We start from the raw sequence: 22,917 nt of genomic DNA, 5'->3' as shown, positions 1-22,917 counted from the left end.
CCCTGACTGTGGTTAACGTTGCTTGGCCTTGGCAAACGCAGCGGCCAAAGCGTTGTTGGCTGGGCTGCTGCTGGTTCCAAAACTGCGCTGTGCACCCCGGTTGTCTCGGGAATCGCCCCGCCCGCCACCGCTGCTGCGGTTGGCGGCTTGAGGGCCACTGCTGTGTTTGCCTGGTTCGTCGCTTAGGCGCATCGTCAGTGCAATTCGTTTGCGCGGAATGTCCACTTCAAGCACCTTCACCTTCACAATCTGGCCCGCTTTCACCACGGTGTGGGGGTCTTTCACAAAGGTGTTTGACAAGGCGGACACATGCACCAAGCCGTCCTGATGCACACCAATGTCCACAAACGCGCCGAAGTTGGCCACGTTGGTGACCACGCCTTCCAGCAGCATGCCGGGTTTCAGGTCAGCCAGGGTGTGAACGCTGTCGTCGAACTTGGCGGTTTTGAAGCTGGGGCGCGGGTCGCGGCCTGGTTTGTCCAGTTCCACGAGAATGTCTTGCACGGTGGGCAAACCAAACCGATCGTCCACAAAGTCGCCCGCTTTCAGGCTTTTGAGTACATCGCTGTTGCCGATCAGGCTACCCACAGGTTTGCCTGTTTTTGTGGCCATTTTTTCGACCACACCGTAGGCTTCCGGGTGAACAGCAGAGGCGTCCAGCGGGTTGTCGGCACCGTGTACTCGCAAAAAACCTGCGGCTTGTTCGAAGGTTTTGTCGCCCAAGCGTGGCACTTTGCGCAGGTCTTCCCGGCTTTTGAATTGTCCGTGGCTATTCCTGTACTGCACCAAGGCTTTGGCCACCGAACTGTTCAAGCCTGACACCCGGGCCAACAGGCTTTCTGAGGCGGTGTTCACCTCAACGCCCACCGCGTTCACGCAATCCTCAACCACCGCGTCGAGCCGTCCGCTCAACTGGCGCTGGTCCACGTCATGCTGGTATTGGCCTACGCCGATCGATTTCGGGTCGATCTTCACCAATTCGGCCAAGGGGTCCTGAAGGCGTCGGGCAATCGATACTGCGCCCCGCAGGCTGACATCCAGCTCAGGCAACTCGGAAGACGCCAAGGCCGACGCTGAGTACACCGATGCCCCAGCTTCACTCACCATCACCTTGGTGGCTTTCAAGTCTTTGTGGCGGCTGAGCAGGTCAGCGGCCAATTGGTCGGTTTCCCGGCTGGCTGTGCCGTTGCCGATGGCGATCAACTCCACATTGTGTTTCATGCACAAAGCCGCCAGGATGGCGATGGACTCGTCCCATTGCCTGCGAGGCTCGTGTGGGTAAACGGTGGTGGTGTCCACCACTTGTCCGGTGGTGTCCACCACAGCCACTTTCACACCGGTACGAATACCGGGGTCCAGGCCCATGGTGGCTTTGGCGCCAGCGGGGGCGGCCAGCAGAAGGTCTTTCAGGTTCTTGCCAAACACGCTGATGGCTTCGGCTTGAGCGTCGTCACGCAGTTTGGCCACCATTTCGCTGTCCAGCGTGCTGGCCAGTTTGATGCGCCAAGTCCAGCGGCAAACCTCATTGAGGTAACGGCCACGCGGGCTCTCGTCGCGCACCAAGCCATGGTGGTTGGCAATGTCGGTTTCGAACGGGTGCGGTGCCCGGGGGTTTTCTTGGGCCCACACTTCGGGCAGGTCCACCTTCAGGGTCAGAAAGCCCTGCTCGCGGCCCCGAAGCATCGCCAGCATTCGGTGCGAGGCCACTTGCCGCAAGGGCTCTTCATGCTCGAAATAGTCTTGAAACTTGATGGCTTCGGCCTTTTTCTCCGGGTCTACGGTGGACCGAATGGAGGCCTCAGCCAGCAGGCGGGCGCGAAGCTTGGCGAGCAACTCGGCATTTTCAGCGTATTGTTCGGCAAGAATATCGCGGGCACCGTCCAAAGCCGCTTTGGTGTCGTTGATCTGGTGTTCAGCATTCAAGTACCCAGCGGCCAATTCTTCGGGCACACAGCCGGGGGTTTGTTCAATGGCATCGGCCAGGCCCTGAAGGCCAGCTTCACGCGCAATTTGGGCACGGGTGCGGCGTTTCGGCTTGTAAGGCAGGTACAGGTCTTCAAGGGTTTGCTTGTTGTCGGCCTGCTCAATGGCCGCTTGCAATTCGGGGGTCAGCTTGCCCTGGCTTTCAATGCTGGCCAGGATACTCGCCCGGCGTTCTTCGAGTTCTCGCAGGTAAACCAAGCGTTCTTCGAGGTCACGAAGCACAGCATCATCCAGCCCACCCGTCACTTCTTTGCGGTAACGGGCGATGAACGGCACGGTGGCTCCTTCGTCCATCAGGGTCACAGCAGCCATGATTTGCGTGTCACGGCAACCCAATTCACGGGCCAGCTGGGCGATAATTCGTTTCTCGGTAAGCGTCATGTGAGGTCAGTCATGCGGTTAAACAGAAGGCAGGGCATTGTGCCACAGGCCAAGGGGCACAAGGCCCAGGCGAGTGGTTCACGCGTCCAGCCCGGTCAAGGCTTGTTGGGTGTGGCTTTGGGGCTTGCGGTCTTGGCTTTGGTGGGCTGTGCCGGTGTGCGCTATGACACCCAACCCCCCCAGAAGCCCGCGACACTCAGCGAAGCCCGCGCCTACATGGCCGCAGTGGAACCCGCATTGGCGCGTTTGGACTACGAAATCAATCAAAAGACACGCGCCTGCTATGACCGCTTCTTTGTGTCCAGTTGCGTTGAGGATGTGCGCTATGAAGGGGCTAAATTGCGACGGTCGTACCTGGAAATCAAGGGTGAAGCCAGCGACATGATTCGCTTGGACGATTACAACCGTCGGCAAGCCTCGAAGGTGAAATAAAGCGGGGGCATCCTGTTTGGGGGATGCAAACGAAATCGCATTGCCCCCGGGCAGGCGCCCTGGGCTACAATGCAGGTCACACAGGTCATTCATCGATCAACCATGGTTCAAGACACAGACACCGAAGCCATCCAGCGCCGCATCGTCGAGTTGCAGGTAGAGCACAGGGACTTGGACCAGATCATCGACATGCTGACCGCTCAGCCAGGCTTTGACCAACTGCAAGTACGCCGTCTGAAGAAGCGGAAGCTGCAAATCAAAGACTCAATCACCCTGCTTCAGATTCAGCTTGAGCCGGACATTCCTGCGTGACTGACGCAAACCCATGAGTGATTTCATCAATTTGGTGGGCCACGCCTTTTCCGGCGCAGGCGCCTTGAAGCGGGCTTTCCCGGGCTTTACCGTGCGGCAGGCCCAAGTGGAGATGGCCAACGCCGTGGCGCAGGCCATTGATGCATCGAGTGCTGTGGTGGTGGAGGCGGGCACCGGTACCGGGAAAACCTTTGCCTATTTGGTGCCTGCATTGTTGTCGGGCCGACGGGTGTTGCTGTCCACAGCCACAAAAACATTGCAAGACCAGCTGTTTGCCAAGGACTTGCCCTTGGTGCGCCAGGCCCTTGGAGTGCCTGTGCATGTGGCCTTGCTCAAAGGCCGCCAGAATTACCTGTGCCATGTTCAACTGGAACGTGCCCTCCGAGAGGCTCGCCTGCCATCGTCCAAAGAGGTAGACCACCTTCAGCGCGTCAAGGTGTTCATGGGGCGTACCCAAACCGGTGACAAGGCTGAGTGTGCCGGGGTGCCTGAAGATTCGGCTGTATGGCCGTGGGTGACTTCCACCAAAGACAATTGCTTGGGCGGCGAATGCCCAAGTGCGTCCGAGTGCTTTGTGAACAAGGCCCGGCGCGAGGCTCTGGATGCCGATGTGGTGGTGATCAACCATCACCTTTTTTTGGCCGACTTGGCGCTGAAAGAAGAGGGCGTGGCTGAGTTGTTGCCCGCCAGTGATGTGGTGGTGTTTGACGAAGCGCATCAGTTGCCGGACATTGCCACCAACCTGTTGGGGCAGGCGGTGTCCACCGCGCAGTGCATGGAACTGTTGCGGGACATTCTGATTGAGGGCAGGGTATCCAGCGCCGACGCGGGTGATTGGGATGCGGTCATCCGCCCCTTGGACCTGTTGCTCAAGGACATACGTCGCTGGGTGGGTGTTGAGCTTGAAGCCGCCCGTTTCACGCGCAGCCAGTTTCTGGCCTTGCCCAAGGTCAAACAGGCTTGTGACGACTTTGGCATTGGGTTGGAACGCCTTATCGACCAGATCAGCCCCTTGTCGGCCCGCTCAGAGGCGTGGGTGAAATTGATGGGCCGGGCCAGTGAACTGTGCCTGCGCTGGCAAAACTGGTTTTCCCAAGGGGCTGACATTCAAGCCGATAGCGTGCGTTGGGTCAGCGTCAGCAACCACGCCTTGCAGTTGTGTGATTCGCCGCTGGATGTGTCCAACGCCTTTGCCAAGTTGTACGACGCCAACAGCAAAGCATGGGTGTTCACCAGCGCAACACTGAGTGTGCGAGACGATTTGAGGCATTTCCGTCTTCAGGTGGGCTTGGACGAGTGCGAGGAAATGATTCTTCCCAGCCCATTTGACTACGAGGCCCAGGCCCTGTTGTGCGTGCCAGAGCAACTGCCCATGCCCAGCGAAAGTGGCTTTAACAATCGCTTGGTCGATGTGCTGTGGCCTTTGTTGAAAGCCAGTGATGGGGGGGTGTTCTTTTTGTGCACCAGCCACCGTGCCGTCAAAAACACGGCCCAAGCCCTGAAAGAGAGGGTGCTTGCCGAGGAGTTGGACTGGCAGTTGCTGGTTCAGGGGGAATGCTCACGCGCTGAGTTGCTGGAGCGTTACCGGCAACTGGACAAACCTGTCTTGGTAGGGGCGGCCAGTTTCTGGGAAGGCGTGGACATTCGCGGGGAAGGCTTGAGGCTGGTCGTCATCGACAAGTTACCCTTCGCCCCGCCTGACGACCCTGTTTATCAGGCCAAAAGTGAATTGATTGAGCGCCGCGGCGGCAATCCGTTTCAGGAGTTGTCGATTCCGGACGCGGCCATTGCCTTGAAGCAGGGCGCTGGCCGCCTGATTCGGGATGAGCAGGACTGGGGCGTGTTGTTGATCGGTGACCGCCGCCTGGTTGAAAAAGGTTACGGCAAGCAATTGTGGCGTAGCCTTCCACCCTTCAAGCGAACCCGAAACTTGCAAGCCGCAGTCGACTTCATGTTGGCGAAAAAAACAAAGCCAGCGGTTTAACGCTGGCTTTGATGGGCATTTACGCCGGGCTGCTTCAGTCTTTCCAGACTTGCCACCACTTGGCCACTTCCTGCTTGGTGTCGGGCAGGTCTTGCTTCCAGTAGGGGCTGTCTTTGAAGTTCAGGTTGATGACGCGCTTGGTGTCTTCGGCCAGTTGAGTCATGCCCAGTTTTTCATAGCAACGCAGGCTGATGAACAAGGCCTCTTCGATGGACGGGGTCTGTTCAAAGCGCTTGATCACTTCGTGAGCCCGGTTCACCGCTGCCAGATAGGCGCCACGGCGGTAGTAGTAGCGCGCCACGTGCAATTCATTCTGGGCCAAGGCATTGACCAGGAATTGCAGGCGTGAACGGCTGTCCTCGTAGTATTTGCTGTCGGGGAAGCGCGTCACGATTTCCTTGAAGGCGTCAAAGGCGGCGCGGGTGCCTTTCGGGTCCCGAGCACTTTGGTCTTCACCGGACATCAGTGAGAAAATGCCCTTGTCTTGGTTGAAACTCACCAAACCGCGCAGGTAGTACACGTAATCCAGGTTTTGGTGGGTTGGGTAGAGTTTGATGAAACGGTCGGTGGCCGCCAGTGCCTGAGCGTTGTCACCGCTTTTGTAATACGCGTAGGCCGTGTCAATTTGTGCTTGCTGGGCGTAGCGGCCATAGGGGTAACGGGCCTCCAGCTTTTCCAGCAATTGAATGCCGCGTTCGTAGTTGGCCACGTCCAGTTCAGCCTTGGCTTCTTCGTACAAACGGGCAGGGCTCCAGCCCTCTGTCTCGTCCACAGGCTTGTTGCTTCCGCAGGCGGCCAGCGCAAAAAGCAGGGCAGGCACCATCAATACCTGCGATAATGAGCGCCAAATTCCGCTGCGCTTGGCCTGGATAGACATTTTCATAAATTCAGCAAACCTGTGTAGTGTCAAGAGTTCCCTCATGTGCACGCCATTATATCGGGCAATACCCGGCTGCGTTGCACAGTGATCAAAAGTAATACAGTTCCACGCCCCAGCCATGACCTCATCGCCCGTTTCTTCCGACAATTTGCCCCAAGTGGACCACCCGGACACCCTGAAAGCCCGCGTGCCGATTGAATTGGGGGGCAGCCGTTTGGACAAAGTCGTGACGGAATTGTTTCCTGATTATTCCCGTTCGCGACTGCAGACCTGGTTGAAGCAGGGGCGAGTTTGGGTTAATGGTGTGGCCGCGCAGAAGGGCAACCAGAAGGTGCAGGGGCTGGATTGGGTGGTGTTGCACCCGGGTGTGCTTGAACACATGCAGGCCTTGGTGCCGCAAGACATGGGGCTGGACATTCTGGGCCAGACCGATGAATACACGGTGGTGAACAAACCTGCTGGCTTGGTGGTGCACCCCGCCCCCGGACACTGGAGCGGCACGCTGATGAATGGCCTGTTGCATCAGGATGCCGGCTTGGTTCACGTGCCCCGTGCGGGCATTGTTCACCGACTGGATGCGGACACCACTGGTTTGATGGTGGTGGCACGCACCTCCGAAACCCAGGTGAAATTGGTGCAGATGCTCCAAGCCCGAATTGTGAAGCGGGTTTATCTGGCCTTGGTGTGGGGGCGAATTTCACAGCCTGTGACCGTGAACCGCCCGCTGGGGCGCGACCCCAAAAACCGTTTGAGGATGGCCGTGGTGGACCATGGCAAACCCGCAGTCACCCACTTTCAGCCAGTGGCCCATGGCAGTTTGATGGACGTTCCTGTGACCTTGATGGTTTGCCGCCTGGAAACAGGCCGTACCCACCAAATTCGTGTGCACGCCCAGTTTGCTGGTTTTGCACTGGTTGCCGACCCGGTGTACAAAATCAAAGGTGCTGGCAGCCATTCGGCGCTGCGCATGCCGGAAATTCCCTTGCCCGACGGGGGCAGTTTCAGCCGTCAGGCCTTGCACGCCACCCACCTCAGCTTTCCCGACCCTGCCTGGTTCCGAATCCGCTCGGAGGGTGTGTCCATGGCGCAGTGGGAATCAGAATTGGAGTCGTCGCCCTGGCCCGAGTACATTGCCCCCGCGCCGGCCGACCTGTGTGCCCTTGGACAACTGGCCGGCATTGATTTTCTGTCGGATTCGTTGCACCAGTCTGTGCTTGAGCAAGCCCACCAGCACAAAGCCTCGGCCTTGGTCCGCTTCGAGCATGAACTTGAAGACGAGGAGTTCGATGAGGATGACGAGGGCGACTACGACGTTGAAGTTGTGGAGGAAGCCTGAGTGTATATCGGCCCGCATGGTCTCCGCTCATTGATGGTACAACCTGAATTGCCTGCCAACTGGGCCGCAGTTCGGGTGGCGGTGACTCAGTCTGGCTTGGGGGGGCGGCAAGATGATCACGCCCTTGTGTCCGCCGACCGAGGCTTTAACCTAGGTGACCATGTGGGCGATGAGCCCGCCGCCGTGTTTGCGCGGCGTCAGGTGCTTGAGCTGGAACTTGGTGCGCCCATTCTGTGGCTGAATCAGGTTCACGGATGTGAGGTGGCGCAGGCCGCTGCCGAGCGGTTGGGGCAAGCTGTTCAGGCGGACGCCAGCGTTTCCACTTCCCCTACTCGGGCCTTGGCCATCATGACCGCAGATTGTTTGCCGGTGGTTTTTACTGCCTTTGACCGGCAAGGCCAGGCCTTGGGTGTGGGGGCAGCCCACGCAGGTTGGCGCGGGTTGCATGCTGGGGTTTTGCAGGCGTGCTTGAGCCGCTTGGCGCAGTCGTGTTCGGTGCCACCCAGTCAAATACAGGCATGGATGGGCCCGGCCATTGGCCCACTGTCATTTGAGGTGGGGGCTGAGGTTCACGCGGCCTTTGTAGACCAGCACCCGGACAATCAAGTTTGTTTTACGGCCCAAAACGATGGCAGTGCCAAGTATCTCGCTGACATCTATGGTTTGGCCCGCCTAGCCTTACTGCAGGCCGGATGTAGCCAGGTGCTCGGTGGCGGGCAAGACACCTTTACGAACGCGAACTGGTATTCTCACCGTCGTTGGCAGAAGGGGCTGGGCCCGAATGGCCGCCAGGCAACGCTGATTCGGCTGCTTCCATAGCCCGTTTTCTGGCCCGCCGGCGTTTGGTGCCCAAAATGTACATCAGCACCGCGCAGGGCAGGGCACCATAAAATATGAATGTGGCAAGGCCAGCGGCCAAGTTTGTTTCGGTGGCGGCCATCAAAGTGACCACATACATCCAGCCAATCCCAATGATGTACATCGCTGTTCAGGGCGTTGCCCACAGTACTTCGAGGCGTCTATTGTGGCATCAAATGACGCGCCAGCCATGCACAAAACTGTTTGACAAACCGATATGTTGCGGTGCACAATGATAAAAATAGAGTTTTTCCTCGAAATTTACAGTGGGAAGGCTCAAACAAATGCGGTCGATGTGAACCGCAACTGCGGTGCGTACACACCATGCAGGCACTAGGAGAGGAAGGTGAACAACGGACTATTTGACTTCCAGGGGGTCCTGGGTCAATTCGCGCCCATGGCGGAGCAATTCCAGCAGTCTTGGCAAACACAGTGGCAGCAGGCCCTCAAGGGGTTTGGGGGCATGTCCGGCGCGGGTTTCACGCCCGGCTTGAACCCGGCGACATTGGGGGCCATTCAGCCCTTTGTGCAATCTGTGCTGCAATCCTGTCAGCAATCCTTGTCTCAGATTTCCGTGCAGTCCATGGGGCAGTTGCAGTCCGAATATGCGTCTGAACTCGCCACCCTGCTGTCCTCAGCGTTTGCGGGTTTGCCCAAGGTGGATGCGGCGCAAGCGGCCCCACCGGTTCCTTTAAGCACCTGGCTGGACGGTGACAAACGGTTTTCCTCACCGGATTGGCATGACAAAGGGGTGTATGAACTGACCGCTGCCTTGTACATGCTCAACGCCAAGTACACCAAACGCGTGGTTGAGTTGTTGCCCGAAGGCACCTCTGACAAGCGCCGCTTGGGTTATGCGGTGGAACAGTTGGTGGATGCACTCAGCCCCTCCAATTTTTTCGTCACCAACCCAGAGGCCCAGAAAAAGCTGCTTGAGACCAAGGGCGAAAGCCTGAAGCAGGCCATCGACAACCTGTTGGCCGACATGCAGAAGGGCCGCATTTCCCAAACCGATGAAAACGCGTTTGAAGTGGGGGTGAATGTAGCCACCACCCCGGGCGCCGTGGTGTTTGAGAATGAGTATTTTCAGTTGTTGCAGTACCAGGCCACCACACCGACTGTGGGCAGTGTGCCCATGTTGTTTGTGCCGCCTTGCATCAACAAGTATTACATCCTCGATTTGCAGCCCGACAATTCGCTGGTCAACTTCATGGTCAACCAAGGCCACACGCTTTACCTCGTGTCCTGGAAAAACCCCACCGAGGAGAACAGCCATTTCACCTGGGACGGCTATGTTCAAGACGGTGTGATCAAGGCCATCGACGTGGTGCGCACCGCCAGCAAGCAAGACAAAATCAATGTGCTGGGCTTCTGTGTTGGCGGCACCTTGCTGGGCACTGCGTTGTCCACGCTGGCCCAACGTGGCGAGGATTGCATCAACAGCGTGACCTTCCTGACGACCTTGCTGGACTTTTCCGACACCGGGGCCTTGGGCGTTTTTGTCAGTGAAGAGCAGGTTCGTGCCCGTGAAGAGAGCATCGGGCAAGGCGGGTTGATGCCCGGGAAAGACCTGTCCAGCGCATTTTCCTCCCTGCGCCCCAATGACCTGGTCTGGAATTACGTGGTCAACAATTACCTCAAAGGCGAAAAGCCGCCGGTGTTTGATTTGCTGTACTGGAACAGCGACAGCACCAACTTGGCTGGCCCCATGTTCGCTTGGTACCTGCGCAACACCTATTTGGAAAACCGCCTGTGCCAACCCGGCGCAACATCGGTGTGCGGCCTGCCAGTAGACCTCAGCTTGATTGATGCGCCAGTCTACATACTGGCCACCCGTGAAGACCACATCGTACCGTGGACCAGTGCCTACGCCACCGGTCATCTGGTGTCGGGTGAGGTTCGTTTTGTGCTGGGGGCCAGTGGCCACATTGCGGGGGTTATTAACCCCGCCTCCAAGAACAAGCGCAATTACTGGGTGCTTGAGGGGGACCTGCCTGAAAGCCCGGATGAGTGGATGGTTAAGGCCAAAACAGTGCCGGGCAGTTGGTGGAACGATTGGGCCAATTGGCTTGAGCCCTACAAAGGAAAAGCTGTGAAAGCGCCCGCCAAACCGGGCAATGCCAAGTTCAAACCGCTGGAGGCTGCCCCCGGGCGCTACGTGAAACAGCGGGTGTGACAACCCGATGATTTGAGACAGAATGCCTTTCCAGTTGCACTGGTTGGCCATCGAACACGCAAGGAGAATGTGATGACTGAAGTGGTGATTGTTGCTGCAGGCCGTACGGCCATTGGAAAGTTTGGCGGTACTTTGGCCAAGGTGTCGGCGCCCGATCTTGGGGCCCATGTCATCAAGGGACTGTTGGCCAAGACAGGCGTGAAGGGTGAGGACGTGTCCGAGGTGATTCTCGGCCAAGTCTTGACCGCTGGTTCGGGACAGAACCCTGCCCGCCAATCGGTCATCAAAGCCGGTTTGCCCGCCATAGTGCCTGCACTGACCATCAACAAAGTGTGTGGCTCTGGCCTGAAGGCCGTGATGTTGGGTGCGCAGGCCATTGCCTGTGGCGACGCTGAGATCGTGATTGCCGGTGGCCAGGAAAACATGAGTGCCGCCCCGCATGTGATGATGGGCAGCCGCGATGGTTTCCGCATGGGCGACGCCAAGTTGGTGGACACCATGATCGTTGATGGCCTGTGGGACGTGTACAACCAGTACCACATGGGCATTACCGCTGAAAACGTGGCTGAACAGTTTGGAATCAGCCGTGGTGTGCAAGACGAATTCGCTGTGGCCTCGCAAAACAAGGCGGAGGCCGCCATCAAGGCGGGCCGCTTCAAGGATGAGATTTTCCCCTTGAGCATTCCCCAGAAAAAAGGCGATGCGCTGGTGTTTGACACCGATGAATTTCCCCGCTTGGGTGCAACCCTTGACCAAATGAGCAGCCTCAAGCCCGCGTTCAAGAAAGATGGCAGCGTGACCGCAGCCAACGCATCGGGCATCAATGACGGTGCCGCCGCCGTCATGTTGATGAGTGCCGACAAAGCCAAGGCCTTGGGCTTGCCCGTGTTGGCCCGCATTCAGGCTTATGCCAGTGCCGGGCTGGACCCGACCATCATGGGCATGGGCCCTGTGCCTGCCTCACAGTTGTGTCTGAAGAAAGCGGGTTGGACCGCCGCTGAGCTTGACCTGATGGAAATCAACGAGGCTTTTGCTGCGCAGGCCTGCGCCGTGAACAAAGAAATGGGCTGGGACACCAGCAAGATCAACGTCAACGGTGGCGCCATTGCCCTGGGCCACCCCATTGGCGCCTCAGGTTGCCGGGTGCTGGTCAGCCTGATTCATGAAATGGTCAAGCGTGATGCCCGTAAAGGCTTGGCTTCGCTGTGTATCGGCGGGGGCATGGGCGTAGCCCTGGCAGTTTCTCGCTGATTGCCCCTCAGTGATTGCAACACAACATACAAACAAAACAGGAAGGATGTGAACATGAGTAATGCAAAAGTGGCGTATGTCACCGGCGGTATGGGCGGTATCGGAACCTCCATCTGCAAACGACTGTGCGAAGACGGCTTCAAGGTGATTGCCGGCTGCGGCCCCAATTCCCCACGCAAGGACAAATGGCTGGCCGAAATGCGCAGTGCGGGTTACGAAGTGTGGGCCAGCGAAGGCAATGTAGGCGATTGGGACAGCACCCAGGCCGCCTTCGAGAAGGTACGCGCTGAGCATGGCACGGTGAGCGTGTTGGTGAACAACGCCGGCATTACACGCGATGGCACCTTCTCAAAAATGAGCCGCGACGATTGGGCCGCAGTGATTGACACTAACCTGAACAGCCTGTTTAACGTCACCAAGCAGGTGATTGCCGGCATGGTTGAACAGGGTTGGGGCCGTATCATCAATATTTCTTCCGTGAACGGCCAGAAAGGACAGTTTGGGCAAACCAACTATTCCACGGCCAAAGCGGGGTTGCATGGTTTCACCATGGCTCTCGCCCAGGAAGTGGCTTCCAAAGGGGTGACCGTGAACACAGTGTCGCCCGGCTACATCGGAACCGACATGGTTCGCGCCATTCGCCCTGATGTGCTGGAAAAAATCGTCAGCACCATTCCGGTCAAGCGTTTGGGCACGCCCGAGGAAATCGCCTCCATGGTGGGCTGGTTGGCGTCCGACAATTCCGGTTTCGCGACAGGGGCCGATTTCTCCTTGAACGGCGGCCTGCACATGGGCTGATGACCGAAATTGCTGCACTGCTCGGAATTGGACAGGCTGCAGCATTTTTGGCACCTTTGACAGAAAAAGGCGGTATGATGTTGCACTGCACGGACGTTCGTCTTGCAGTGCAATGTTTTTTGTAAGTGCTTGTTTGTGTGCAGAACTTTGTCTGCACCCCGGTGAATAAACCACAAGCCGCTGCAACCCATTGTGCAGTGGTCATAATCCGAAGAAGAGAAGAGGCATGGCTGAGACAACACGTTTGATCAAGAAGTACCCCAACCGGCGTCTGTATGACACGCAGACCAGCAGCTACATCACCTTGGGTGACGTCAAACAGCTTGTTTTGGCCAACGAAGATTTTCAGGTGCTGGACGCCAAAAGCGGCGAGGACCTGACCCGCAGCATTTTGCTGCAAATTATTCTGGAAGAAGAAACAGCCGGTGCGCCGATCTTCACGTCACCCATGCTGGCGCAGATCATCCGTTTTTACGGCAATGCCATGCAGAGCATCATGGGTACCTTTCTTGAGAAAAACCTTCAGGCCTTCATGGACATTCAGTCCAGCTTTCAGGACCAGGGCAAAACAGTCAGCGAGGGCAGCCAGTTTGCCAACCCTGAGTTGTGGAGCCAGTTCATGAGCGTGCAGACGCCCGTGATTCAGTCGATGATGAGCAACTACATCGACCAAAGTAAAAACATGTTTGTCCAGATGCAGGACCAGTTCCAGAACCAAACCCGGAACCTGTTCAGCAATTTTGGATTTCCCAACCCGGCGGATTTGACTGCTGCAGCACGCAGCAAACCGGACCCCGACAAAGAATAAATATCGCCTATGTCCCAGAACACCAATTCTGCCAAGCGCCCACCCAGTGTGGGCTTTGTTTCGTTGGGTTGCCCCAAGGCGCTGGTGGATTCCGAACGCATTTTGACCCAGCTCAAAGTAGAGGGGTATGACGTGGCGCCCAATTACGAAGGCGCCGACCTGATTGTGGTCAACACCTGCGGTTTTATCGACAGTGCGGTGCAGGAAAGCCTGGATGCCATTGGTGAAGCCATTTCATCGAACGGCAAGGTCATTGTGACTGGTTGCCTGGGTGCCAAAAATGGCAATGAAGGCAAAGAACTGATTACTACCTTGCACCCCAAGGTGTTGGCGGTGACCGGCCCTCATGCCACGGAGGAAGTGATGCAGGCCGTGCACACCCACTTGCCCCGGCCCCATGACCCGTTCATTGATTTGGTGCCCGACCACGGCGTGAAGCTGACCCCGAAGCATTACGCGTACCTGAAAATTTCCGAGGGCTGTAACCATCGATGTACTTTCTGCATCATTCCCGACATGCGCGGCGACTTGGTGTCACGCCCAATCGGTGAGGTGATGCGCGAGGCGGAGAGCCTTAAGAAATCGGGTGTTAAGGAGTTGCTGGTGGTCAGCCAGGACACCTCCGCTTATGGCGTGGATTTGAAGTACCGAACTGACTTTGTGAATGGTCGGCCTGTTAAAACCCAGTTCCAGCAACTGGCGGAAGAACTGGGCCAGTTGGGCATTTGGGTGCGCATGCACTATGTGTATCCGTACCCCCATGTGGACAATGTGGTACCCCTGATGGCCGAAGGCAAAATACTGCCTTATCTGGATATTCCGTTCCAGCATTCTCACCCGGATGTGCTCAAGCGCATGAAGCGTCCGGCCAGCGGAGAGCGGAACATTGAACGAATCCGGGCGTGGCGCCAAGCGTGCCCGGACATTACCCTGCGCAGCACCTTTATCACAGGTTTTCCGGGCGAAACCGAGGCCGAGTTTGAGCATTTGCTGCAATTCATTAAGGAAGCCCAGCTTGACCGCGTTGGCGTGTTCGCTTACTCGCCCGTGGAAGGTGCCAAAGCGAATTTGCTGGACAACCCGGTGCCCGAGGAGGTTAAGGAAGAACGCCGCGCACGGCTGATGGCCTTGCAGGAAAGCATTTCCCTGCGCCGCAACCAAGCCAAGGTTGGCCGAGTCATGGATGTGATCATCGACGAAGTTGACGATGAAGGCATGGTGGCTCGCAGCAAGGCTGACGCGCCCGAGATTGACGGCAATGTGTTTGTGCCTTTGCCAACGGGCAATGGCCCAAAACCCAAGGTGGGTGACCTAATTGCTGTTGAGATTGACGACTGTGATGAACACGACTTGTGGGGTCAGGTTGTTCAGCCTTAATTGAAGTAACACGATCAAGCTCATGTCATGAGCCCTAATTTCAACAATGACAAACCAACTGGAGATTCAAGATGACACGTGAAGTGGTTGTAGTGGCCGGTGTACGAACCGCCGTCGGTGGTTTCGGTGGAAGCCTGAAAGATTTTTCCCCCACCCAGATGGGTGCGATGGTGGTTAAGGAAGTGGTGGCCCGCGCTGGCGTGTCAGCCGAGGAAGTGGGGCACGTGGTGTTTGGCCATGTGGTCAATTCCGAGCCCCGTGACATGTACCTGGCCCGTGTGGCTGCCATTGAAGGCGGATTGGACAAGGCCACCCCAGCGCTGACCTTGAACCGCCTGTGCGGCTCTGGCCTGCAAGCGATTGTGACCGCAGCGCAGTCCATCCTGTTGGGCGATGCTGATGTGGCCATCGGCGGTGGTGCAGAAAGCATGAGCCGTGCGCCTTACATTTTGCCTGCAGCGCGCTGGGGTGCCCGCATGGGCGACATGAAGGGCATCGACATGATGGTGGGTGCTCTGCACGACCCATTTCATGTGATCCACATGGGCGTGACTGCTGAAAACGTGGCCCGCCAGTTCAATATTTCCCGCGAAGAGCAGGATGCCTTGGCCGTTGAAAGCCACCGGCGTGCACACAATGCGATTGCCAATGGCTATTTCAAAGACCAAATCCTGCCGGTGGAAATCAAGTCCAAGAAGGGCCCAGTGTTGTTCGACACAGACGAGCATGTACGCGGCGACGCAACACTGGAAGGCATGGCCAAGTTGCGCGCCGTGTTTGAGAAAGAGGGCACGGTGACTGCAGGTAACGCGTCTGGCCTGAACGACGGCGCTGGTGCGGTGCTGTTGATGGAGCGTGGTGCTGCAGAGCGTGCTGGCAAGAAGCCTATGGCCCGCTTGGTGGCTTACGCCAACACCGGCGTTGAGCCCACCATCATGGGCATCGGCCCTGTGTCGGCCACCAAGAAAGCCCTGGCCAAAGCGGGCCTGAGCATGGCTGATATTGATGTGATTGAAGCCAACGAAGCGTTTGCTGCGCAGGCTTGCGCGGTCACCAAAGAGTTGGGTATGGACCCCGCCAAGGTCAACCCCAATGGTTCCGGTATTTCGATTGGTCATCCGATTGGCGCCACCGGCGCCATTATCACCGTTAAGGCCCTGTACGAGCTTCAACGTGTGGGCGGTCGTTACGCGCTGGTCACCATGTGTATTGGTGGTGGTCAAGGCATTGCCGCCATTTTCGAGCGCATCTGATTCGCTTGTTTGCAGTGCGTAAAAAAGCCCCCGTCAGGGGGCTTTTTTGTTGCAGGCGCGTTGGCGAAGGCCTAATCGTGAACATCACTCAACGAGGCTTGGGGTCAGCTTCAGCACCGCATGGTAGGGGTTGGTTTCAAGGGTGTGTATGCCTGCTTCTTTGCGCGCATTGAATGCGTCTTGCAGGTCCGCCACGAACTGTAGGTTTCGAAAGGGGGCGTTCAGTTTCGGATGTGGGCCTTCACGGGGTACTTCACCGAGAAAATCCAGCCTAAAGGTGTTGGTGCGGGGCACTCCGCCCCCACCGCAACTGCTGAGCAACCAGGTTTTGATGTAGAAGATGTGGCCCTGCCAATAAAACAGGAAGGCGCTGAAGCGCGGTGCTTCCTCACCGCCCTGTTTGATTTGGGTCAGGTACATGCCCCGTTCACAGTCGATGGTCCAATGTCGGGCGGGGATGTGACCAGCGGGGCCAGTGTGGCGTATCACCATGTTCTCGACCAGGTCATAATGCAGCCTGTCTTCTGGCTGTATGAACTCATTGACAAAGGGCATGGGCTTTCCTGTCCTGTATGGGGTGCCGCGCCTGCAGCAACTGGCGGTCTACCCCTCATGTTGCCGTGCAAGGCTTTAAGAGGTTTTACCGCCCTCGTGCCTTAATCTTTGAACAGGTGTGGCCCATTGTCCTCCCCTAGGTGTGGTTGTTAACCTGTGATTCAGAGGGGTTAGCTCAACCAGGCACACACGGTGTCAAGTCCGCCATGGTTGATGGCGCAATGGGTTTGGCTTTGAACCGCTGGCTTGGCCCGGTAGGCCACACTAAGGCCAGCCACGCCCATCATTTTCAGGTCATTGGCACCATCGCCCATGGCAATGGCTTGGTCTGGGCTGCACCCCAATTGTTTGCACAAGGCCAGCAGATGGTCCTGTTTGGCTTGGGCGTCCACAATCGCGCCCAGCACCCGGCCGGTCAATACGCCATCCACAATCTCCAGGGTGTTGGAATGCGCATGATCCAAACCCAAACGGGCTTTCATGGCTTCGGTGAAAAACGTGAAGCCACCGCTGACCAGCAAGGTGGTCCATCCGTGCCGCTTGGCAAATGCGATGAGTGATTCTGCACCCGGTGACAGGGCAAGGCGTTCTTGCAGCACCGCATTGAGGCTGCTGGCCGGTACGCCCTTGAGCAAGGCCACACGGCGGGTCAGGCTTTCGGAGAAGTCCTTGATTTCGCCCCGCATGGCCGCTTCGGTAATCTCAGACACTTCCTTTTTCTTGCCTGCGAAGTCGGCGATTTCATCGATGCATTCGATGGTAATCAGCGTGCTGTCCATGTCCATGGCCAGTACCTTGAAGTGTTGGGCATTACGGCTGCTGTCCAGCAGGGCAATGTCACAGCCCAACTGCCTGGCCACACCCAGCAGCTTGGGGCGCAAGGCTTCAGTATTCAGTTCTGGGGTAGGGGGCAGGGCGATGCGTGCATGGCCATTCTGAATATTGAATGGCAGGGTGGGCAAACCCAGCATGGCGAGGCTTTGCGCAACTTGCTGCGCATTCAGGGACGGGCTTGAAAAGTGAAGGTGGGGCATGGGTGAGGGTGCTCAGGGTTGGGACACCGGCGTGGCTTCGCCCGTGGTGTCGGATTGCACGGGCAATTCCACCACGTCGGAGGTGTCGATGGCTTGTTCTTGATTCTGGATCGGCAGGGTGGAGAGGTCTTGAGGCACTGGCGTTGCCTTTTGGCGGTTCAGGGCCTTGGCCAGCAGGTCGCTGGCTTGGGCGTTACCTCGGGCACTGGCCCTCTCCAGCCATTGAATCGCCAAGGCGCGGTTGACCGGGAAACGTTTGCCTTCGTACAGAAGACGGCCCAGCAACAGCATGGCTTCGGTTTCCCCGGCCTGCGCACTGGTGTTCAGCAACGCAAGAATGGAGGGATCTTCGGGCTGCAGGGGCGCTTGGCCCGACAGCGCCATGGTCGCCAGTTGCAGGCAAGCCTTGGCATTGCCCAAGCGGGCGGCACGACGCACCCAGTACATGGTGTCTTCACCGGGCTGGTTGGAGAGGCGAATCATGGCTTGGGTGTCGCCGGTTTGCGCCAAGGCGTACAGCAAGCGGTGACGGGTTTCGCAACGCTCGTCCCCGGGGCAGGTGCCCGGCTGCTTGGTGATCTCCCTGTCCAGCCGGCCCAAGGCGTAGTAGGTGCAGGGGCGGTAATCACTGGCGCATTGCAGAAGCATGGACTCCGCTTCAATTTTGCTGTGGCCGAATGGGCTGTCGTTTTGGCTGTCCAGCAGTGTTTGGGCGTACAGCAATTGGGCTGGGCGGTATTGTTCGCGGGATGCACGACGCAACCAGCCCAAACCTTCGGTCAGTTGCTTGTTCAAGTCTGGCCCTGTGGCACCCAGCACGTCCAGCATCAGCAATTGGCCCAGGTAAAACTGGGCAGGTGCATGGTTCTGCACCGCGGCTTTGCCCCACCAGATTCTGGCCAGTTTCAAGTCCACGGGCACCCCATCGCCTTCGAGCCGCATCAGGCCGACCTGGGTTTGCGCCGCAGGGTCGCCGCTGTCGGCTTTTTTCAAGGCCGCTTGGTAGCTCAGTTCACGGTTCACCGGCAGCTCGGCCGGCACGGGGTAACTGGGCAGGGTGACTTGGGCTGGCTCGGCCACAGCTTGGGTTTTGTCCAGAATACTGGCTGGCTTTGCCGCGCCCAGGCTTTGCTCAGCCGCCTGCGCCATCGAGGTGCTGTGCGCAGCGCAGAGGCCTGCAGCGAGTAAGGCCAGCCATGCGAATGGGTGTTGATGTTGTCTCATGCACTCAACTGTTTGATCAGCCCTTTGATGAACTGCACCCGGTCGCCCACTTTGGCCATGCTGCGGTTGATTCGCAAGCGGTCGGGTCCAGCCAGTTTCATGTCTTTTTCTTTTTGAATCATGAGGATGATTTTGCCAGCATCCACTTGCGGTTGGGCATCAAACTGAATCACGGACGCTTCAGACGAGCTGTCGATTTTGGCCACCCCCAGTGGTTTGGCCAACAGACGAAGGCGGTGGGTGTCCAGCAGCACCGTGGCGGCTTCCGGCAGTTTGCCGAAACGGTCTATCAGTTCTTCCTGAATCAAGGCGATGTCATCCATGTCCTCTGTACTGGCCAGGCGTTTGTACAGGGTCAGGCGTTCATGCACATCCGGGCAATAGTCCTCGGGCAATAGCGCGGGGGTGTGGAGGTTGATTTCTACAGTCACACTCAGGGGCGCAGTAAGGTCGGGTTCCTTGCCCGCTTTCAGGCTGCGAATGGCGTGGTTGAGCATGTCGGTGTACATCTGAAAGCCGACTTCATGCACATTGCCGCTTTGGTTGGCACCCAGTACTTCACCCGCACCGCGAATTTCAAGGTCGTGCATGGCAAGGTAAAAACCACTGCCCAGTTCTTCCATCATGGTGATGGCTTCCAGACGGCGTTCGGCGGTTTTGCTCAGGCCTTCCTCGTTGTTCACCATGAGGTAGGCATAGGCCTGGTGGTGTGACCGGCCCACACGCCCGCGCAGTTGGTGCAGTTGGGCCAAGCCGAATTTGTCCGCCCGGTGAATGATGATGGTGTTGGCGGTGGGCACGTCAATGCCCGTTTCAATAATGGTGGTGCACAACAGCAGGTTGAAGCGCTGTTGATAAAAGTCGCGCATCACCTTTTCCAGGTCGCGTTCATTCATCTGGCCATGGGCTATGCCGATGCGCGCTTCCGGCAGAATGCGTTCCAAGGCTTCGCGGCGGTTTTCGATGGTGTCCACCTCATTGTGCAGGTAGTACACCTGCCCGCCGCGCTTCAGTTCTCGAAGCACCGCTTCGCGAATGACGCTGTCGGTTTCGCGCCGCACGAAGGTTTTGATGGCCAGTCGCCGTTGTGGGGCGGTGGCAATCACCGAAAAGTCCCTTATGCCTTCCATGCTCATGGCCAGGGTGCGGGGAATGGGCGTGGCGGTCAGTGTCAGTACGTCCACCTCTGCCCGCAGGTTCTTCAGGGCTTCCTTCTGGCGCACACCAAACCGGTGTTCTTCGTCGATGATCACCAACCCAAGGCGTGAAAACTCAATTTCGGAACTGAGCACCTTGTGGGTGCCAATGATGATGTCGGCTTTCCCTGCATTAATGAGGTCGATGGCGTCGCGAATTTCCTTGGCTGATTTGAAGCGGGACAATTCAACCACCTTCACAGGCCAATCCGCGAAACGGTCCGAGAAGGTTTGGAAATGCTGCTCAGCCAGCAGTGTGGTGGGGGCCAGCAGCACCACCTGTTTACCGTCCATCACGCTGACAAAGGCGGCGCGCAGGGCCACTTCGGTTTTGCCAAAGCCCACGTCACCGCACACCAAGCGGTCCATGGGGCGTTGCGACGTCATGTCTTCCACCACAGCACGAATGGCGGCCGCTTGGTCCGCAGTTTCTTCAAAGCCGAATTTCTCGACAAAAGCCTCGTAATCGTCGGGGTTCAATTTGAACTGGTGACCTTGTCGCAGGGCTCGGCGGGCATAGAGGTTCAGCAATTCTGCTGCCGTGTCGCGGACCATTTTGGCGGCTTTGTTCCGGGCTTTTTCCCACTGACCGGAACCCAGCGCATGCAGGGGTGCACTGTCCGGGTCAGCACCGCTGTAACGGGCAATCACATGCAGTTGCGACACGGGTACAAACAGGTTGGTGCCGTTGGCGTATTCCAAATGCAGGAACTCGGAGGCGCCATCGCCCAAGTCCATGCTGGTCAAGCCCTTGTAGCGGCCAATGCCATGCTGTTGATGAACCACGGGGTCGTCGACTTTGAGTTCCGACAGGTCGCGGATCATCGACTCCACATTGCTCTGGCGTTCCTGAGAACGTCGGCCTCCGCGTTTTTTGGGGGCCAGCGAAAACAGTTCTGTCTCTGTGACCAGCGCCAATTGGCGTGTTTGGCCCAACACAATACCGAAGCCTTGGTCCATCACAGCGGTGCACAAGCCAAACGATGCATCACTGCTCAAGGCGGCTTGCAAATCATTCACCACGGCAGGTTTTAAGCCATGTTCCTGAAAGTATTGAAGCAGTGTTTCGCGTCGGCCATCACTGGGTGCAAGCACCATAACCCGCTGATAAGCCGCACCGCCTTCAATCAGTTGCCTGAGCTTGTGCAAAGGGTCTTCAGCGCGGCGCTCGACGCTGAGGTCGGGCAAAGCCACGCCCTGATATTCAGGCACCTGCGCCGACGCCGCCTGCGACAGGTTGACCCTTGCCGCTTGCGCAAAGTTGCTGAAGAACTGCTCGGCAGTCAGGTAAATTTCAGAGGGCCTGAGAATGGGGCGTTCAATGTCCTTGGACAAAAAGTTGAAGCGCTGGGTGGTTTCCGTCCAGAAGGTTTGCAACGCTTTGTCGACATCCCCATGCTGAATCAATACAACCGGTTGCTCGGGCAGGTACTGCGCCAAGCTTACTGTGTCTTCAAAAAACAGGGGCAGGTAGTATTCAATGCCCGCGCTTGCTACGCCGTTGCCCATGTCGCGGTAGATGGCCACTTTGCTGGGGTCCCCTTCAAAACGTTCACGCCACCGGCTGCGGAAAACGGCGCGGTTTTGCTCGTCCATCGGGTACTCGCGGCCAGGCAGCAGGCGCATTTCGCGCACTGGGTAAAGGCTGCGTTGGGTGTCGACATCGAAGGTCTTGATCGATTCAATTTCATTGTCGAACAGGTCAAGGCGGTAGGGCAGTGCCGTTCCGGTGGCAAACAGGTCGACGATGCCTCCCCGCACCGAGTACTCGCCCGGGCTCATCACCTGCGACACATGGTGATAGCCTGCAACCGTCAACTGGGTTTTCAGTTTGGCGACATCCAGCTTGTCACCGGTTTTGAAAAAGAAGGTGCTGCCCGCCAAAAACGAAGGTGGTGCAAGCCGTTGTACGGCGGTGGTGGCCGCCACAATCAACAGGTCCAACTGGCCTTGCAGCAGTTGATACAGGGTGGCCAGCCGCTCGGACACCAAGTCTTGATGCGCTGAAAGGCTATCATAGGGCAGGGTTTCCCAATCGGGCAGGTGATGGGCCCTCAGTGTGGGAGCAAATTGCAGAATTTCGTCCTTCAGCCGAGTGGCATCATGCGGGCTTGCGGTCACCAAGACCGACAGTTGCCCCTGCTCGCGCGCGGACAGGGCGACCTGCGCCAGCAAAAACGCATCGGCACTGCCCGGCGGATGGGCCAAGCTAAGCCTGTTCCCGCTGGCAAGCCTGAAAGACGAAGTAAAATACGACTGCATACTGAAACCCTGTGAACAACCCCACATTATAAAACGCGCGGTGGCGCGAAGGACTGTTGCTGCATGAGCAAAACACCCAGATACATCGGATTGATTCCCGCCGGTGGGGAGGGCAGCCGGTTTGGTGCGTCAAAGCCCAAGCAATACGCCAGCTTGGGCGGTAAGGCAGTGTTGCAGTGGAGTGTTCAGGCTTTGCTGGCCGAGCCTCGGGTTCACCATGTGTATGTGGTGGTCGCCCCTGGCGATGAAGAAGCGCAGGCCCACTTGGCCAATTGGGACCGTGTCACTGTGCTCAAGTGTGGTGGCCGGGAACGCGCGCGCACGGTGCAAAATGCGTTGGCACACCTGCTTGAGAATTTTCGCATCAGCGACACCGATTGGGTGTTGGTTCACGATGCAGCAAGGCCCGGTTTGAGCGCGAAGGCCTTGGCCCGCCTGATTGATGAATGCAGCACGCATGTGGCTGGTGGCCTGTTGGCCATGCCTGTGGCCGACACCCTGAAACGTTCGGCAATGGCTGAAAGTGGCGAAGTGATTGCCCAAACCACTGTGGCTCGTGATGGGCTGTGGGCGGCGCAAACGCCTCAGATGTTCAGGGCCCAGGCGCTGAACCTGGCCATCTCGGAATGCCTGTACAAAAACGTGGCCCTCACCGACGACGCCAGTGCAATTGAAACAATGGGTATCTCGCCTTTGCTGGTTCGTGGCCATCTGGAAAACCTGAAGATCACAGTGCAGGATGATTTGCAGGTGGTGGCGCGTTTGTTGGGTGTGGACTCGGAGGTGCCGCTGTGAGCATGGATGACCGCAGCCTGAC

General features: G+C 57.7%; 18 protein-coding genes. 12 read left to right on the top strand and 6 right to left on the bottom strand.

The genetic code is table 11. The annotated features are described in order from the left end of the window. Nucleotides 1-12: 12 nt before the first annotated feature. On the bottom strand, nt 13-2,364 hold the full coding sequence (locus tag ACK4FF_RS13995) for a Tex family protein (protein WP_409710581.1): 2,352 nt from the start codon (nt 2,362-2,364) through the stop codon (nt 13-15). Between the two features lie 12 nt (nt 2,365-2,376). Between ACK4FF_RS13995 and ACK4FF_RS13990 the strand changes: the two genes are divergently transcribed. From ACK4FF_RS13990 to ACK4FF_RS13980, 3 genes are all read left to right on the top strand, one after another. Beyond that, nucleotides 2,377-2,796: a hypothetical protein gene (locus ACK4FF_RS13990; protein WP_409710577.1), complete on the top strand. Its 420-nt coding sequence runs from the start codon at nt 2,377-2,379 to the stop codon at nt 2,794-2,796. 102 nt (nt 2,797-2,898) lie between these two features. Continuing rightward, nucleotides 2,899-3,108, top strand: coding sequence for a YdcH family protein (locus tag ACK4FF_RS13985; protein WP_409710574.1), 210 nt, complete (start codon nt 2,899-2,901; stop codon nt 3,106-3,108). 13 nt (nt 3,109-3,121) lie between these two features. Continuing rightward, the gene (locus ACK4FF_RS13980; RefSeq protein ID WP_409710571.1) at nt 3,122-5,092 is read left to right on the top strand and encodes an ATP-dependent DNA helicase; all 1,971 of its coding nucleotides are present in this window, start codon (nt 3,122-3,124) and stop codon (nt 5,090-5,092) included. A gap of 34 nt (nt 5,093-5,126) precedes the next feature. Here ACK4FF_RS13980 and ACK4FF_RS13975 read toward each other — a convergent pair whose 3' ends face one another. Next, nucleotides 5,127-5,969 carry an outer membrane protein assembly factor BamD gene (locus tag ACK4FF_RS13975; protein ID WP_409710833.1) on the bottom strand — a complete coding sequence of 281 codons (843 nt, stop codon included), beginning with the start codon at nt 5,967-5,969 and terminating at the stop codon, nt 5,127-5,129. Nucleotides 5,970-6,090: 121 nt separating this feature from the next. Between ACK4FF_RS13975 and ACK4FF_RS13970 the strand changes: the two genes are divergently transcribed. From ACK4FF_RS13970 to ACK4FF_RS13935, 8 genes are all read left to right on the top strand, one after another. Continuing rightward, nucleotides 6,091-7,308 carry an RluA family pseudouridine synthase gene (locus tag ACK4FF_RS13970; RefSeq protein ID WP_409710568.1) on the top strand — a complete coding sequence of 406 codons (1,218 nt, stop codon included), beginning with the start codon at nt 6,091-6,093 and terminating at the stop codon, nt 7,306-7,308. 33 nt (nt 7,309-7,341) lie between these two features. Beyond that, on the top strand, nt 7,342-8,127 hold the full coding sequence (pgeF, locus tag ACK4FF_RS13965; RefSeq protein WP_409710565.1) for a peptidoglycan editing factor PgeF: 786 nt from the start codon (nt 7,342-7,344) through the stop codon (nt 8,125-8,127). Nucleotides 8,128-8,512: 385 nt separating this feature from the next. Further along, nucleotides 8,513-10,342, top strand: a complete 1,830-nt coding sequence (locus tag ACK4FF_RS13960) for a PHA/PHB synthase family protein (RefSeq protein WP_409710562.1) — start codon at nt 8,513-8,515, stop codon at nt 10,340-10,342. A 72-nt stretch (nt 10,343-10,414) separates the two neighbouring features. Beyond that, the gene (locus ACK4FF_RS13955) at nt 10,415-11,593 is read left to right on the top strand and encodes an acetyl-CoA C-acetyltransferase (protein WP_409710559.1); all 1,179 of its coding nucleotides are present in this window, start codon (nt 10,415-10,417) and stop codon (nt 11,591-11,593) included. A gap of 54 nt (nt 11,594-11,647) precedes the next feature. Continuing rightward, entirely contained in the window at nt 11,648-12,391 is a 744-nt protein-coding gene (locus ACK4FF_RS13950) for a 3-ketoacyl-ACP reductase (protein ID WP_409710556.1), read from the top strand. A gap of 226 nt (nt 12,392-12,617) precedes the next feature. Then, on the top strand, nt 12,618-13,199 hold the full coding sequence (gene phaR / locus ACK4FF_RS13945) for a polyhydroxyalkanoate synthesis repressor PhaR (RefSeq protein ID WP_409710553.1): 582 nt from the start codon (nt 12,618-12,620) through the stop codon (nt 13,197-13,199). 9 nt (nt 13,200-13,208) lie between these two features. After that, nucleotides 13,209-14,576 (top strand): 30S ribosomal protein S12 methylthiotransferase RimO, encoded by a 1,368-nt coding sequence (gene rimO / locus ACK4FF_RS13940; RefSeq protein WP_409710550.1) that lies wholly within the window; start codon nt 13,209-13,211, stop codon nt 14,574-14,576. A gap of 71 nt (nt 14,577-14,647) precedes the next feature. After that, entirely contained in the window at nt 14,648-15,829 is a 1,182-nt protein-coding gene (locus ACK4FF_RS13935; protein WP_409710547.1) for an acetyl-CoA C-acyltransferase family protein, read from the top strand. A gap of 84 nt (nt 15,830-15,913) precedes the next feature. Here the strand turns inward: ACK4FF_RS13935 and ACK4FF_RS13930 are convergent, their stop codons facing one another. The 4 genes from ACK4FF_RS13930 to mfd form a co-directional block, all read right to left on the bottom strand. Beyond that, on the bottom strand, nt 15,914-16,384 hold the full coding sequence (locus tag ACK4FF_RS13930; RefSeq protein ID WP_409710544.1) for a hypothetical protein: 471 nt from the start codon (nt 16,382-16,384) through the stop codon (nt 15,914-15,916). Between the two features lie 170 nt (nt 16,385-16,554). Further along, the gene (gene serB / locus ACK4FF_RS13925) at nt 16,555-17,418 is read right to left on the bottom strand and encodes a phosphoserine phosphatase SerB (protein ID WP_409710541.1); all 864 of its coding nucleotides are present in this window, start codon (nt 17,416-17,418) and stop codon (nt 16,555-16,557) included. A gap of 12 nt (nt 17,419-17,430) precedes the next feature. Beyond that, nucleotides 17,431-18,642, bottom strand: coding sequence for a tetratricopeptide repeat protein (locus ACK4FF_RS13920; RefSeq protein ID WP_409710538.1), 1,212 nt, complete (start codon nt 18,640-18,642; stop codon nt 17,431-17,433). Continuing rightward, complete coding sequence (mfd, locus tag ACK4FF_RS13915; protein ID WP_409710535.1) at nt 18,639-22,100, bottom strand: transcription-repair coupling factor; 3,462 nt, start codon at nt 22,098-22,100, stop codon at nt 18,639-18,641. Before mfd ends, ACK4FF_RS13920 begins: the two co-directional genes overlap by 4 nt. 63 nt (nt 22,101-22,163) lie before the next feature. Between mfd and ispD the strand changes: the two genes are divergently transcribed. Continuing rightward, nucleotides 22,164-22,895, top strand: coding sequence for a 2-C-methyl-D-erythritol 4-phosphate cytidylyltransferase (gene ispD / locus ACK4FF_RS13910; protein WP_409710532.1), 732 nt, complete (start codon nt 22,164-22,166; stop codon nt 22,893-22,895). Nucleotides 22,896-22,917 lie beyond the last annotated feature (22 nt).

This window comes from Limnobacter sp. (genome assembly GCF_046297615.1).
Taxonomy (GTDB): Bacteria; Pseudomonadota; Gammaproteobacteria; order Burkholderiales; family Burkholderiaceae_B; genus Limnobacter.
Note: the sequence above shows the minus strand (reverse complement) of the source record. Positions and strands in the feature narration are given on the sequence as shown.